General features: G+C 68.8%; 12 protein-coding genes and 1 pseudogene. 7 read left to right on the top strand and 6 right to left on the bottom strand.

Features of this window, described 5'->3' with window-relative positions:
• Positions 1 to 75: 75 nt before the first annotated feature.
• Positions 76 to 1,320 (top strand): alpha/beta fold hydrolase, encoded by a 1,245-nt coding sequence (locus tag G6N56_RS09945; RefSeq protein ID WP_085255511.1) that lies wholly within the window; start codon positions 76 to 78, stop codon positions 1,318 to 1,320.
• Here the strand turns inward: G6N56_RS09945 and G6N56_RS09940 are convergent.
• The 4 genes from G6N56_RS09940 to G6N56_RS09925 all read right to left on the bottom strand — a co-directional run bounded on the left by G6N56_RS09940 (position 1,307) and on the right by G6N56_RS09925 (position 6,777).
• Positions 1,307 to 2,971, bottom strand: a complete 1,665-nt coding sequence (locus tag G6N56_RS09940; RefSeq protein ID WP_085255510.1) for an ABC transporter family substrate-binding protein — start codon at positions 2,969 to 2,971, stop codon at positions 1,307 to 1,309. The genes G6N56_RS09945 and G6N56_RS09940 overlap by 14 nt on opposite strands.
• A 103-nt stretch (positions 2,972 to 3,074) precedes the next feature.
• Positions 3,075 to 4,913 carry a dipeptide ABC transporter ATP-binding protein gene (locus G6N56_RS09935; protein ID WP_085255509.1) on the bottom strand — a complete coding sequence of 613 codons (1,839 nt, stop codon included), beginning with the start codon at positions 4,911 to 4,913 and terminating at the stop codon, positions 3,075 to 3,077.
• Positions 4,910 to 5,773, bottom strand: coding sequence for an ABC transporter permease (locus G6N56_RS09930; protein WP_142280576.1), 864 nt, complete (start codon positions 5,771 to 5,773; stop codon positions 4,910 to 4,912). The genes G6N56_RS09935 and G6N56_RS09930 overlap by 4 nt, the downstream gene beginning before the upstream one ends.
• 26 nt (positions 5,774 to 5,799) lie before the next feature.
• A complete protein-coding gene (locus tag G6N56_RS09925; protein WP_085255507.1) occupies positions 5,800 to 6,777 on the bottom strand; it encodes an ABC transporter permease in 978 nt (325 codons plus the stop codon).
• 187 nt (positions 6,778 to 6,964) lie between these two features.
• Here G6N56_RS09925 and G6N56_RS09920 point away from each other — a divergent pair, with 187 nt between their 5' ends.
• The 4 genes and pseudogenes from G6N56_RS09920 to G6N56_RS09905 all read left to right on the top strand — a co-directional run bounded on the left by G6N56_RS09920 (position 6,965) and on the right by G6N56_RS09905 (position 10,990).
• Positions 6,965 to 7,456: a beta-class carbonic anhydrase gene (locus G6N56_RS09920; protein ID WP_085255506.1), complete on the top strand. Its 492-nt coding sequence runs from the start codon at positions 6,965 to 6,967 to the stop codon at positions 7,454 to 7,456.
• A gap of 176 nt (positions 7,457 to 7,632) precedes the next feature.
• Positions 7,633 to 8,618 (top strand): annotated as a pseudogene (gene cysD, locus G6N56_RS09915) (sulfate adenylyltransferase subunit CysD).
• Entirely contained in the window at positions 8,618 to 10,459 is a 1,842-nt protein-coding gene (cysC, locus tag G6N56_RS09910) for an adenylyl-sulfate kinase (RefSeq protein ID WP_085255504.1), read from the top strand. The pseudogene cysD and the gene cysC overlap by 1 nt, the downstream one beginning before the upstream one ends.
• Before the next feature lie 45 nt (positions 10,460 to 10,504).
• The gene (locus G6N56_RS09905; protein WP_085255503.1) at positions 10,505 to 10,990 is read left to right on the top strand and encodes an Rrf2 family transcriptional regulator; all 486 of its coding nucleotides are present in this window, start codon (positions 10,505 to 10,507) and stop codon (positions 10,988 to 10,990) included.
• On the opposite strand, the gene G6N56_RS09900 is transcribed toward G6N56_RS09905, so the two are convergent.
• Positions 10,987 to 11,376, bottom strand: coding sequence for a VOC family protein (locus tag G6N56_RS09900; RefSeq protein WP_085255502.1), 390 nt, complete (start codon positions 11,374 to 11,376; stop codon positions 10,987 to 10,989). The two genes, G6N56_RS09905 and G6N56_RS09900, sit on opposite strands and share 4 nt — an antisense overlap.
• A gap of 106 nt (positions 11,377 to 11,482) precedes the next feature.
• Positions 11,483 to 11,896 carry a VOC family protein gene (locus G6N56_RS09895; RefSeq protein ID WP_085255501.1) on the bottom strand — a complete coding sequence of 138 codons (414 nt, stop codon included), beginning with the start codon at positions 11,894 to 11,896 and terminating at the stop codon, positions 11,483 to 11,485.
• A 59-nt stretch (positions 11,897 to 11,955) separates the two neighbouring features.
• Between G6N56_RS09895 and G6N56_RS09890 the strand changes: the two genes are divergently transcribed.
• Positions 11,956 to 12,834 (top strand): LLM class flavin-dependent oxidoreductase, encoded by an 879-nt coding sequence (locus G6N56_RS09890; protein WP_085255500.1) that lies wholly within the window; start codon positions 11,956 to 11,958, stop codon positions 12,832 to 12,834.
• Between the two features lie 41 nt (positions 12,835 to 12,875).
• Positions 12,876 to 13,685 carry a tetratricopeptide repeat-containing protein gene (locus G6N56_RS09885; RefSeq protein WP_085255499.1) on the top strand — a complete coding sequence of 270 codons (810 nt, stop codon included), beginning with the start codon at positions 12,876 to 12,878 and terminating at the stop codon, positions 13,683 to 13,685.

Genomic DNA, 13,685 nt, shown 5'->3' with positions numbered 1-13,685 from the left:
CGCCGGGGAAGGGGCTCTCGCGCTGATGATCGCGGGCGTCCTCGGCAGAATGGTGTCCATGGCGGGCCGACACCGATGACCATGACCGCGAAACGGCGCCGGGTGCAGGAACGGCTCGCGCGACTGCCCGGTGTGCGGCCCGTCCGCCGGCCGATCTCCCCGGACGGCCCCGACGAGTTCGACCTGTACTACGTGCGCGCCGGGCGGAAGTCCGCGCACCCGCTGGTGATCATCCCCGGGGGTCCGGGGGTGGCGTCGGTGCAGATGTACCGGGGCTTGCGGCGCCGCGCCGCCACCGCCGGCCTCGACGTCATCATGATCGAGCATCGCGGGGTGGGAATGTCGCGCCACGACGACGCCGGCGTCGACCTGCCTCCAGAAGCGATCACCGTCAACCAGGTCGTCGACGACGTCGCGGCCGTGCTCGACGATGCCCACGTGGACTCGGCCGTCATCTACGGTGCCTCGTACGGCACCTATATCGCGGCCGGCGTGGGCGTCCGCCATCCCGGCCGGGTGCGGGCGATGATCCTCGACTCGCCCCTGCTGTCCCGGCATGACATCGTGATCGTCCGCAGGGCGATTCGCCGGTTGCTGCTCAAGGGCCAGAGCCCCGAAACCGCCACCATCGCACCGAAGATGCGCAAGCTGGTCGACGCCGGAGTGATGACCGCGTCGGCCACCCAGGTCGTCGCGACCATCTACGGATACGGTGGCGCCGCGCTGTTGGAGCGGCAGCTCGACCTGCTCCTCGACGGGCGAAAGCTGTTGTGGTGGACAATGTCCCGCTTCGCCACGCTGAGCCATTTGCCGTTCCGCTACGAGGAAGACCTGGTGAGCCGCATCGCGTTGCGCGAGCTCGACTACGCCGCGGAGCCCGACGGCCTGCCGCTCGACCCCGCCGTGGCGGAGCGCGAAACACGCACCCTGACGGCGACTTTCGAGGACGAGCCGTACGACCTTCCGGCCGAGATGCCGCGCTTCGGGTGGCCGACCGTCGTGGTTTCGGGCGGACGCGACCTCATCACCCCGCCAGCGGTGGCCAACCGCGTCGCGGCCCTGATCCCCGACGCGGTGCTGCTGAAGCTGCCCAGCATGGCGCACAGCGCCATCGACTTTCGCGAGCCCGCCGCACTCGTCATCGCCAGGACGGTGTGTCGCGGTGACGTGCACAGCCTTGCCGCCCGGGCGCCGGCGCTGGATGCCATGCCGGCGCGCCCCGAGGTGCGCCTGCTGTGGCAGGCGATCGGGTTGGCCGCCGCCATCGAGGGGGCGCTGCCCATCCCGAGGCCGCTGCGGCGGCGGATCAACTCCGCATGAATCCGATTGCGGTGTAGTTCAAGTCGGCAAGTCCCGTGGCGCCGAAGTTGGCCAGGGTGCTGCGTACCGCCACGTCACCGGGGGACTGCGTCAGCGGCAAACTGAAACCCTCGGCCCAGATCAACTTGTCGAGGTCGTTGGCCAGTGCCCGCGCCTTGGCCGGGTCCAGTTCGTGGAGGGTCCCCTCGATCGCGGCGTCGATCTCCGGGCTGCCGATCTTGCCGAAATTGCTTGCGCCGTCGGACTTGTAGATCTGGGTCAGCGACGACAGCGGGAACGCGTCGCCGAGCCAGCCGAACTGCGCCATGTCGAAGGCGCCGACGTTGACGTAGTTGCTGAAGAACCCGCTGCCCGACCTCGCGACCAGCTCCAGCTTGACCCCGATCTGCGCGAGGCTGTGCTGCGCGATCTGCGCGAATTGCTTGCTGCCCTGGGCGTCGTAGAACAGGTCGCGGATGACAAGCTGGCGGCCGTCCTTCTCGCGGAACTGACCGTTCAGCTTCCAGCCGAGCGCGTCGAGCTCGCGCCGGGCCGCGTCGGGGTCGTAGGGGTCGACGCGGCTGTTGTCCTGGTAGCCCTCCTGCCCGGCCACGTAGATGTGGTTGCTCAGCGCGACCGGGTTGTTGGTGAGCCCGTATTGGACGACCTTGGCGATGGTCTGGCGGTCGATCCCCTTGGACACGGCCAGGCGTAGCGCTTTGTCGGACAGGATCGACCCGTGGGCGCCGTTGAACGTGAAGTGCGACCAGCTCGGGGCGGGCGCGCGCCGGATCGAGATGCCCTTGGTGCGCTGCGCGATGGTCAGCTGGTCCACCGATCCCACGCCGGTCGCGTCGATCGTGTTGTTCTGCAGCGCGGGTAACCGCGCGGCATCGTCGAGCACCAGGTAGGTGATGCTGTCCAGCCGGGGCCGTGGCCCCCACCATCTCGGGTTGCGGGTCAACACGATTCGCTGGGTGGTGCGGTCCAGCGACGACACGACGAACGGTCCGGCCGAGGGCCCCGGGCCCTCCAGCTGCCCCTTGTTGAACGCCTCCGGCGTCGCCGTCGCGGTCGCCGGTAGCAGCATGCCGTTGCCGGCGAACATGCCGCGCCACTCGGCGTAGGGCTGGGCGAAGGTCACGACGGCTTGGCGGTCGTCGACGCCGCGGGTCACCGACGCGACACGCTCGGCGCCGTTGGTCCCCGCGATGTCGAAGTTCTTGTCGGCCCCGCTGGTCGCATGGATCTGCGCGGCGATGTCCTGCCAGGTGATCGGTGCGCCGTCCGACCACACCGCCTTGGGGTTGATGGTGTAGGTGACCACCTGGGGCGACGTCCCGGTGAGCTCTACGCTGGTGAAGTAGTCGGTGTCGACGGTGGTCGAGCCGTCCGGCCCGATCACGAACGCCCGCGGCAGGGTTGCCTTCATCATCGAGGCGACCTCCGCGGAGTTGCCGTCGATGTGCAGGATGTTGAAGTTCGGCGGGAAGTCGCTGAGCGCCAGGCGCAGGTTGCCGCCGTCCCGCAGGGTGGCGGGGTCCTGCGGGTTGACGTCGCTGGTCCTGCCGACTTGCGCGTTGCTGCCGGTCGGCGCCGCGAGATTGATGGCCGGGGAGCACCCGGTGAGCGTCACGGCCAGCGCGAGCACCAGGCTCAGCACCCGCCGCAATCGAGCCTGCGTCCGCTGCGCCGTTGCGCCCGGAAACCGCACCCTGCGCGCAGGCTCGGCGCGGTGGGCGCGGTCTCGAGGGGCCGGACGCGCCGCGCCCCGGTCAGACACGGTTCCCCGGATCGGGTTGCGGCACCGCGCCCAGCAGCCGCCGCGTGTACTCGTGCTGCGGATCGGCGAACACCCGCTCGCTGTCGCCCTGTTCGACGATCCGACCGGCATGCATCACCACCACCTGGTGCGCGAGGTGCTTGACCACCGAGAGGTCGTGCGAGACAAACAGATACGAGAGGCCGAACTGCTCCTGCAGGTCGAGCAGCAGGTTGATGATGCCCGCCTGGATGGAGACGTCGAGCGCGGAGACCGGTTCGTCGAGCGCCAGGATCTTGGGCTGTAGCGCCAGCGCCCGCGCGATGCCGATGCGCTGCTTCTGCCCGCCCGAGAACTCGGCGGGGTAGCGGACCGCGTCCGCACGGGTCAAACCGACGATGCCGAGCAATTCGGCGACGCGGGTGTTGGTGTCGCCCTTGTCGAAGCCGTTGGCCTGCAAGGGTTCGGCGATCAGCTCGTACACGGGCAGCCGCGGATCGAGCGACGCCACCGGGTCCTGGAAGACGACCTGGATGTCGCGTCGCAGCGACCGCCGCGACCTCGGACTCAACGTGGCGACGTCGGCGCCGAGCACCTCGATCGAACCCGCCTGCGGGACGGTCAGTTCGAGGATCTCGTGCAAGGTGGTCGACTTGCCCGAACCGGATTCGCCGACGATGCCCAGGGTGCGCCCCTGGTGCAGCTCGAAGCTGACGCCGTCGACGGCGCGGACCTCGCCGACGGCGCGGCGAAACAGGACGCCCTTGGTCAGTTTGTAGGTCTTGACCAGGTCACGCACCCGCACGACGACCGGCGAGTCACCCGAGGAGGCCGGGCCCGCGTCGGTGTTGATGCCGTAGATGTCGGCGGCGCTGCGGCCGTCGACCTCGTCGGTGCGGATGCATGCCGCGCCGTGCCCGGCTCCCACCTCGAACAACCCCGGTTCCGCGGCGCGGCACTCGTCGATGGCCAGCGGGCAGCGCGGAGAGAACGGGCAGCCGGGCGCGAGGCCCGCCAACGACGGAGGGGCCCCCGGAATCGGCACCAGCCGGGTGCCCTGCGCGGCGTCCAGCCGGGGCACCGAACCCAGCAGCCCCACCGTGTAGGGCATCCGGCGGTCCCGATACAGATCGGCCACGCCGGCGGACTCGACGACGCGCCCGGCGTACATCACCAGCGCCCGGTCGGCGAACTCCGCGACCACCCCCAGGTCGTGAGTGATGATCAGCACGCCGGCGCCGGTCACGTCGCGCGCCGTCTTGAGCACTTCGAGGATCTGCGCCTGCACCGTGACGTCGAGCGCGGTGGTGGGTTCGTCGCAGATGAGCAAGTCCGGGTCATTGGCGATCGCGATCGCGATCACCACCCGCTGGCGTTCGCCGCCGGACAGCTCGTGCGGGAAGGCCCGGGCGCGCCGCTGCGGCTGCGAAATGCCCACGAGTTCAAGCAATTCCACGGCCCGCCGGCGGGCCGCCTTCTTGCCGACCCCGGACTGGTGGACTTCGATCGCCTCGGCGATCTGGTCACCGACGGTGTACACGGGCGTCAGCGCGGACATCGGGTCCTGGAACACCATGCCGACCGTCTTGCCGCGGAACCGCGACATCGCGCCGTCGGCGAGGCCCAGCAGCTCCGTGCCGTGCAGGCGCACCGAGCCGCGCACCGTCGCATACTGCGGCAGCAGGCCCACGACGGCCATCGCCGAGACGGACTTGCCCGAGCCGGATTCGCCCACCATGGCCACCACCTCGCCCGGGTCGATGCGGTAGGTGATGCCCCGCACCGCCGTCACCGGGTGGCCGTCGCCCGGAAAGTCGACCTCCAGGCCGCTGACCTCCAGAAGGGCACTCATCGGCGCGGCCCACTGCCCGGGTCGAGCGCGTCGCGCAGACCGTCGCCGGTCACGTTGGCGCACACCAGGATCAGCACCAGCACCCCCGCCGGAAACAGGAATACCCACGGGAAGGTGGTGGCCGACTGGGTGCCGTTGGCGATCAGCGTCCCCAACGACACATCCGGCGGCTGGATGCCGAACCCGAGGTAGCTCAGGCTGGTCTCGGCCAGGATCGCCGAAGCGACGTTGAGCGCGGCGTCGATGATGAGGATTGACGCCACGTTGGGCACCACGTGCCCGACGATGATCCGGCGACTGGACACGCCCATGTACCTTGCCGCGCGGATGAATTCGCGGTCACGCAGGCTCATGGTCATGCCGCGCACCATGCGTGAGCTCACCATCCAGCCGAACCCGGCCAGCAGCAGGACGAGTAGCAAGATGTTGGCCGAGTTCTTGATTCGCGGTGTGACGATGGCGATGAGGATGAACGCGGGCACCACCAGCAGCAGGTCCACCAGCCACATGAGCGCCCGGTCGCGCCAGCCGCCGAAATAGCCCGCGATCGATCCCACGGTCGCGGCGATGCCCGTCGAGATGAACGCCACGCACACGCCGATCAGCATCGACTTCTGCATCCCGCGCAGGATCTGCGCCAGCAAGTCCTGGCCCAGGGCGTTGGTGCCCAGCCAGTGACTCCCGTTGGGGGGCTGCAGCAGCGCGTTGAAGTCCAGGTCCTCGTAGGAATACGGCAGCACCGGGGGCAGCGCGTAGCAGCCGACGAACAGCAACACCAGCAGGACCAGCGACGCCACCGCGATCCGGTTGCGCGCGAACCGGCGCAGCACCAGCGTGCGGCGCGACGTGAATGTCGTCACCTCCGAACCCGAAATCCCGTGGGCGCTCATGAGACCCGCACCCTGGGATCGAGGGCGGCGTAGAAGACGTCGGAGAGCAGCCCGGCCAGCAACACCACCGTGCCGGAGAACAGCGTGATCGCGGCGATGATGTTGGTGTCCTGCGTCGAGATGCCTTGTACCAGCCATTCGCCCATGCCGTGCCAGCCGAAGATCTTCTCGACGAACACCGCCCCGGTGACGAGGCCCGCCACCCCGTAGGCGAACAGCGTGGCCAACGGGATCAGCGCGGTGCGCAGCCCGTGCTTGAGCAGGGCGCGCCGGCGGGTGAGTCCCTTGGCACGGGCGGTGCGGATGAAGTCCTGGCCGAGGACGTCGAGCATGGCGTTGCGCTGGTACCGGCTGTACCCGGCGGCGCCGATCAGGGCAAGGGTCAGCGAAGGCAGCACGAGGTGCCGTAACCGGTCGAGCAATTGGTATCCGACGCCTCCGGTCACGCCGGGCGATGTCTCGCCGGTGTAGTCGAAAAGGTGAGCGTCGAGGGCCCAGTTAGTCCGGAGCCCGGCGAGGATGAGCAGGTTGGCGATGACGAAGCTCGGGGTGCTGAGGATCAGCAGCGCGAACATGGTGACGACGCGGTCGCTGAGGTGGTATTGGCGGATCGCGCCCCACGCGCCCGCGGCGATGCCCAGCACGGTGCCCACCACCGAGCCGATGACCAGCAACCGCAGGGTGACGCCGACGCGGCGCCACAGCGTGCCGCCCACGGGCTGGCCGGTGATGGTGGTTCCGAAGTCGCCCTGCAGGGTGTGGGATGCCCAGTGCAGGTACCGGATCGGGATCGGCACGTCCAGCCCCAGCGCGTGGGCCTTGGCATCGATGACGGCCTGCGGGGGCCGTGGGTTGCGCTGCAGCAGGGTGTCGAGCGGCGAGAACGCCAACGACGTCAGGCAGTATGTCAAAAACGAGGCCAAGGCCAGCAGCAGCACATAGTTCAGCAGCCGGCGCGCGAGGAATCGAGTCATGCCCGACCGCGTCGCCCGTGTCGCATTGGGACAGGTTAACCAGCCGGGCGCGACCCGGCCGGGTACCGTCGCCCGATCCTTGCGATTCCGTTGATTCTGAAGGGTGAATTCCGGGTGGGCGGAAATTAAGATCCTCGGCGGCACCCGCGATCCGGCAAATCGGTGCCGCGAGTCCCGAGGAGCGCGTATGACCGTCACCGACCACTACCTGGCCAACAACGCCGAGTACGCGAGCGCGTTCCACGGCCCCCTGCCGTTACCCCCGAGCAAACACGTCGCCGTCGTCGCCTGCATGGACGCCCGGCTCGACGTCTACCGCGTCCTCGGCCTGAACGAGGGGGAGGCCCATGTAATCAGGAACGCAGGCGGCGTCGTCACCGACGACGTCATCCGTTCCCTCGCGATCAGCCAGCGGCTGCTCGGCACGCGAGAGATCATCCTGATCCACCACACCGACTGCGGGATGCTCACCTTCACCGACGACGACTTCAAGCGCGCCATCCAGGAAGAGGCCGGGGTGAAACCGCCCTGGGCGGCCGAAGCCTTCCCGGATGTGGCCGAGGACGTCCGGCAGTCGCTGCGTCGCATCGAGAACAGCGTCTTCGTCACCAAGCATGTCTCGGCTCGCGGCTTCATCTTCGACGTCGCCACCGGCAAGCTGGATGAAGTCATCCTCTAGCCCACCGTTGCCTCCCTCGCCGCGCCCTCTGCCGAGCAGACGCAAAATCACCTAATTCGGCCCGAATTTGGGCGATTTTGCGTCTGCTCGCGCGGGGTCCCCCCTGCTCGCGCGGGGGTGGCCTCCCTGCTCGCGCGACTCGTCATTGACATCGGCCAGCCCTGCTGATTCTATTGATGACAATAATCGTTAACTTGGTCAAACCTACCGGAATAACCATGACAGGATCCCCATGACCAACGCTGTGACAGCCGGGCCTGCCGTAGGCCAGTACGAATTGAGCCATCTGCGCTCGCTGGAGGCCGAGGCCATCCACATCATTCGGGAGGTCGCCGCGGAGTTCGAACGACCGGTGCTGCTGTTCTCGGGCGGCAAGGACTCCATCGTCATGCTCCACCTGGCGCTCAAGGCCTTTCGGCCCGGACGGCTGCCGTTCCCGGTCATGCATGTCGACACCGGGCACAACTTCGACGAGGTGATCGCCGCCCGGGACGAATTGGTCGCCGAGGCGGGGGTGCGCCTGGTGGTGGCCTCAGTGCAGGACGACATCGACGCCGGCCGCGTAGTCGAGACCATCCCGTCGCGCAACCCGATCCAGACGGTCACGCTGCTGCGGGCCATCCGGGAAAACAACTTCGACGCCGCATTCGGCGGGGCGCGCCGCGACGAGGAGAAGGCGCGGGCCAAGGAACGGGTGTTCAGCTTCCGTGACGAGTTCGGGCAGTGGGACCCGAAGTCGCAGCGGCCCGAGCTGTGGAACCTCTACAACGGGCGGCACCACAAGGGCGAACACATCCGCGTGTTCCCGCTGTCGAACTGGACGGAGTTCGACATCTGGTCCTACATCGGCGCGGAGAAGGTCAAGCTGCCGTCCATTTATTTCGCCCACCAGCGCAAGGTGTTCAGCCGCGACGGCATGTTGTTGGCGGTGCACCGGCACATGCAGCCCCGCGCCGACGAGCGTGTCTTCGAGGCGACCGTGCGGTTCCGCACCGTCGGTGACGTCACGTGCACCGGGTGCGTCGAGTCGCAGGCCGCCACCGTATCGGAGGTCATCGCCGAGACGGCGGTGTCCCGGCTGACCGAGCGCGGGGCGACCCGCGCCGACGACCGGATCTCGGAGGCCGGAATGGAAGACCGCAAGAGGCAGGGTTACTTCTGATGGCAACGTTATTGAGGCTCGCGACGGCCGGGTCCGTCGACGACGGCAAGTCCACGCTCATCGGGCGGCTGCTCTACGACTCCAAGGCGGTCATGGAGGACCAGTGGGCGGCGGTGGAGCGCACCTCGAAGGAGCGCGGCCACGACTACACGGACCTGGCGCTGGTCACCGACGGGCTGCGGGCCGAGCGCGAACAGGGCATCACCATCGACGTCGCCTACCGCTACTTCGCAACTCCCAAGCGGAAATTCATCATCGCCGACACCCCCGGCCACATCCAATACACGCGCAACATGGTGACCGGCGCGTCGACGGCCCAGTTGGTGATCGTCCTGGTCGACGCCCGCCACGGCCTGCTCGAGCAGTCCCGCCGGCACGCCTTCCTCGCGTCGTTGCTGGGCATCCGGCACATCGTCCTCGCGGTTAACAAGATGGACCTGATCGATTGGGACAGCGAGAAATTCGAGGCGATTCGCGACGAATTCCACGCCTTCGCCGCACGGCTGGACGTGCACGACGTCGCCACCATCCCGATCTCCGCGCTGCACGGCGACAACGTGGTGACCAAGTCGGACCAGACACCCTGGTACGAGGGGCCGTCGCTGCTGTCACACCTCGAGGAGGTCTACATCGCCGGTGACCGCAATCTGGTCGACGTGCGATTCCCCGTCCAGTACGTCATCCGCCCACACACCCTCGAGCATCAGGACCACCGCAGCTACGCCGGCACCGTGGCCAGCGGGGTGATGCGCCCGGGCGACGAGGTGGTGGTGCTGCCGATCGGCAAGACCACCCGCATCACCGCGATCGAGGGCCCCAACGGGCCCGTCGACGAGGCGTTCCCGCCGATGGCCGTGTCGATCAGCCTGGCGGACCAGATCGACATCTCGCGCGGCGACATGATCGCCCGCACCAACAACCAGCCCAGGGTCGCCCAGGACTTCGACGCGACCGTGTGCTGGATGGCCGACGGCGCCACGCTCGAGCCCGGCCGCGACTACCTCATCAAGCACACCACCCGCACCACCCGGGCGCGCATGACCGGGCTCGACTACCGGCTCGACGTCAACACCCTGCATCGGGACAAGACGGCAACGGCGTTGCAGCTCAACGAACTTGGCCGCGTCTCGCTGCGCACCCAGGTGCCGTTGCTGCTCGACGAGTACACCCGCAACGCGAGCACCGGCTCGTTCATCCTCATCGACCCCAACACCAACGGCACGGTGGCGGCGGGCATGGTGCTGCGTGACGTCACCGCGCAGGCCGCCAGCCCCAACACCGTCCGCCACAGCTCGTCCGCCGTCGCCGAGGCGCGCACGCGGGGCAGGACGGTGTGGTTCACCGGCCTGTCCGGTTCCGGCAAGTCGTCGGTGGCCATGCTGGTCGAGCAGAAGCTGCTCGAAAGCGACACTCCCGCTTACGTTCTCGACGGCGACAACCTGCGCCATGGGCTGAACGCCGACTTGGGTTTCAGCATGGCCGACCGGGCGGAGAACCTGCGCCGGCTCGCGCATGTGGCCGCGCTGCTCGCCGATTCCGGCCAGGTTGTTCTGGTGCCGGCGATCAGCCCGCTGGCCGAACAACGGGAGCTGGCCCGCAAGGTGCACGCCGACGCCGGCCTGGACTTCGTCGAGGTGTTCTGCGACACGCCGATCGAGGAATGCGAAAAGCGCGACCCGAAGGGCCTTTACGCCAAAGCGCGCGCGGGCGAGATCACCCAGTTCACCGGAATCGACAGCCCGTATCAGCCGCCGGTGACTCCCGAACTGCGGCTGACCCCCGCCGAGACGCTCGAGGAGCAGGCGCAACGGATCGTCGACCTGATCCGGTCGCGCGCCTAACGCGGCGGGCGGGTCCGGCCCGCCCGGGTGGCACAATCCTCAGTTGTGCGCATGTCAGCGAAGGCCGAGTACGCCGTGCGGGCGATGGTGCAACTCGCCACGGTGGGTAGCGGCACGCTGGTCAAGACCGACGACCTTGCCCAGGCGCAGAGCATCCCGCCACAGTTCCTGGTCGACATCTTGACTAATCTGCGCACCGACCGCCTGGTCCGCAGCCATCGTGGCCGCGAAGGCGGCTACGAGCTGGCGCGCCCCGGGGATCAGATCAGCATCGCCGACGTCCTGCGCTGCATCGACGGGCCGCTGGCCAGCGTCCGGGACATCGGGCTCGGCGACCTGCCCTATTCGGGCCCCACCGCGCCGCTCGCAGACGTGTGGCGCGCCTTGCGGGCCAGCATGCGGTCGGTGCTCGAGGAGACGACGCTGGCCGACGTCGCGGCCGGCAAGCTGCCCGACCACGTCGCGCGGCTGGCCGACGACTACCGCAGCCAGGAGCGCACGCGGCACGGGTCGCCGCGCGGCGGTGACTAGCCGCCCGACCCGTACGGCCTGGTCAGGATCTCCATGGCGTGCCCGGACGGGTCCAGGAAGTAGACGCCGCGCCCGCCGTCGTTGTGGTTGACCTCGCCGGGCCGTTGCTGGCGCGGATCCGCCCAGTGCCGCATGCCGCGCGTCTGGATCTTGCCGTAGATCGCGTCGAAGTCCTCCTCGGAGACCAGGAACGCGTAGTGCTGACGCCGGATCTCCTCACCCTCGGGGGCGTCGGCGTAGTCGAGGGTGACGCCATGCTCGAGTCGCACGGCCATGAAGTGCCCGAACGGCTTGGGCTCCGGCAGGCCGAACAGCTCCACGAGGAATTCGGCCGATTTCCGCTTGTCCCGTGAGGCGACGATGGTGTGGTTGAAGCTGATGCCCATGCTTCCTCTCTACCCCTCTCCATCGCCCCCGCGAGCGACCGTGTCGGTACGCCGACACGCCGTAACCGCCGTCATTTTGCGGCCGCTCGCCGGGCAAAGCGGCCGTCTACTTGGGCGCCGTGAGCTCGAGGGCGATGTTGTCGGGGTCACGGAACTCCAGGATGTAGGACGGCCCGATGTCCTTGACGGGCTCGTGCTCGACGCCGACTTCGTCGAGATGGACTGCCGCCGCGTCTAATTCGGCCTTGCTGCCCAGCCGGAACGCGATGTGGTCGAGGCCGGCGCGATCCTCGTCGAATCGGTCGGTCGCCACCGGGCGCAGCCCGAGCAGCGTGCCGCCCAGGTCGTAGATGACCCCGCCGAACAGGAAGCTCAGCTGTTTGCGGGTGGCCTCGTCAGCGTTCTCGGGAAGCTCCAACAGCACCGGCCAGCCGAACACGCTCTCGTAGAACCGTCGCGACCGCTCGATGTCGGTGACGGTGAGCCGGACGTGCGCGATGGAGGTGCTGGTCAATCCCATCCGGTCATGCTGCCACCGGACATCGCCGACATGCCAGAATCGCCGTCGTGCAGGTAGCGATGACCATGCCGGTGATGGAGCCGGACCTGAATGCGGCGGTGCTGGAGAACTGGGCCCGCGCGATCGACGACGGCCCCTTCTCCTCGTTGTGCTGGGGCGAGCGCATCGCGTTCGACAACCCCGACAACCTGACGCTGCTGGGGGCGCTGGCGGCCTGGACCCGCCGCGTCCGGTTGCTGACGACCGTGATCGTCCCTCAGTTGCACGACCCAGTCATGCTGGCGAAGGCGCTGGCCACCGGCGACGTGCTGTGCGGCGGGCGGCTGTCGGTCGGCGTCGGCGTGGGCGGCCGGCACGAGGACTATCACGCCGTCGGCGCCGACCCGGCGACCCAAACCATTCGCGGCATGGCCGAGCGCGTGGCCGTGATGAAACGGGTCTGGGCCGGGGAGAAGATCACCGAGTCGGTGCTGCCGGTCGGGCCGTCGCCGGTCCAACCGGGCGGCCCGCCCCTGCTGGTGGGCAGCATCGGGCCCAAGACCATCGAACGCGCCGCGGAGTGGGCCGACGGGCTGGCCGGAACCACGCTCGACCTCGACATCGCCAAGCAGGGCGAGCTGTTCGACGTGGCCAGGCGGGCCTGGGCGCAGGCCGGCAAACCGAAGCCGCACCTGGTCACGTCGTTCTGGTTCGCGTTCGGCGCACCCGCCCAGGCGCGCGCGCAGGTGCACCGGCACCTGCGCCGCTACATGAACTGGATCCCGGCCGAGTTCGTCGACGCGATGGCGCCGATGACCGGCTGGGCCGGCAGCGAGGACGAACTCCTCGACGTCTTGCGGGAATTCGAGCAGATCGGCACCGATGAGGTGCAGCTCATCCCGACGAGTGACGACGTCGACCAGCTCCGGCGCGCGGCCGACGTTGCGGCCCGGCTGTAGGTGAGTTGCCACGTCCGGAGGCGGGCGATTTCATTAGCGGCATGAGTCAGCCAGACCTCTCCGAGATGGCGCGGCTTGTCGCGGAGTGCGCGGGCAGAGGCGATTTCGCGGGCGCCGCGGGGCAGGCCGAGGAGCTGCTAAACGTCTGCCGGGCGGCGTGGGGTGAACGGCCCCCCGACGTGTTGGAAGTGCGAATGTCGTTGGCGACCCTGCGGCTTCGGGCCGGTGACGACGCCGCTTACGCCGACCTTGAGCGGCTGGTGCCCGACCTCGTCGACGTGCTCGGCCCCGATCACCTCAGCGCCCTGACCGCGCGCCACCTGCTGGCGAATCGGCTCGGGCGCGACCCGCTGTCGTCGCTGACCGACTGGTTGCGGCTGTTCGCCGACGCGCAGCGGGTCTTGGGCGAAGACCACGAAAACACCTTGGCGGCTCGGGAGAAGCTCGCCGAGAAGCGTTGGGAAATCGGTGATCTCGTGGGTGCGATGGCCGAGGGCGACAAGGTGCTCGGGGCGCGGCGCAGGCTGGTCGGTGACGGCCACGCCGACACTCTCGGCGCGCGACTGTTGCTGGCGATATGGCGGGGCCGGGCGTCAGATATCCCCGGGGCCGTGGCCGAACTCGAGGCGCTGCTCGGTGAATTGGGGGAGAAGCTCGGACCCCAGCACGCCCACACGTTGACGGCCCGGCACATGCTCACGCTGTGGGCGCCGCAGCGCGTCGGCGTGACGGACGGGGTCGCCGCGTGGGAGGCGCTGGTCGACAAGGAGGCGCGGCTACTCGGCGCCGATCACCCGGTGACTGTGGCATCCAGGCAGGAACTGGCGCGACGGCGCAACGCGGCGGGCTGA

The organism is Mycobacterium saskatchewanense (assembly GCF_010729105.1).
In the GTDB taxonomy this organism is placed as follows: domain Bacteria; phylum Actinomycetota; class Actinomycetes; order Mycobacteriales; family Mycobacteriaceae; genus Mycobacterium; species Mycobacterium saskatchewanense.
This window is presented reverse-complemented; position numbering and strand designations above follow the sequence as displayed.

What these genes read in the sequence shown, in the direction of transcription:
- G6N56_RS09900 (WP_085255502.1), bottom strand. Translation starts at nt 11,376, where the DNA reads ATGGGCATCAGCTTCAACCACACCATCGTCGCCTCACGGGACAAGCGG.
- G6N56_RS09890 (WP_085255500.1), top strand. Translation starts at nt 11,956, where the DNA reads ATGACCATGCCGGTGATGGAGCCGGACCTGAATGCGGCGGTGCTGGAG.
- G6N56_RS09925 (WP_085255507.1), bottom strand. Translation starts at nt 6,777, where the DNA reads ATGACTCGATTCCTCGCGCGCCGGCTGCTGAACTATGTGCTGCTGCTG.
- G6N56_RS09935 (WP_085255509.1), bottom strand. Translation starts at nt 4,913, where the DNA reads ATGAGTGCCCTTCTGGAGGTCAGCGGCCTGGAGGTCGACTTTCCGGGC.
- G6N56_RS09895 (WP_085255501.1), bottom strand. Translation starts at nt 11,896, where the DNA reads ATGGGATTGACCAGCACCTCCATCGCGCACGTCCGGCTCACCGTCACC.
- G6N56_RS09945 (WP_085255511.1), top strand. Translation starts at nt 76, where the DNA reads ATGACCATGACCGCGAAACGGCGCCGGGTGCAGGAACGGCTCGCGCGA.
- G6N56_RS09885 (WP_085255499.1), top strand. Translation starts at nt 12,876, where the DNA reads ATGAGTCAGCCAGACCTCTCCGAGATGGCGCGGCTTGTCGCGGAGTGC.
- cysC (WP_085255504.1), top strand. Translation starts at nt 8,618, where the DNA reads ATGGCAACGTTATTGAGGCTCGCGACGGCCGGGTCCGTCGACGACGGC.
- G6N56_RS09920 (WP_085255506.1), top strand. Translation starts at nt 6,965, where the DNA reads ATGACCGTCACCGACCACTACCTGGCCAACAACGCCGAGTACGCGAGC.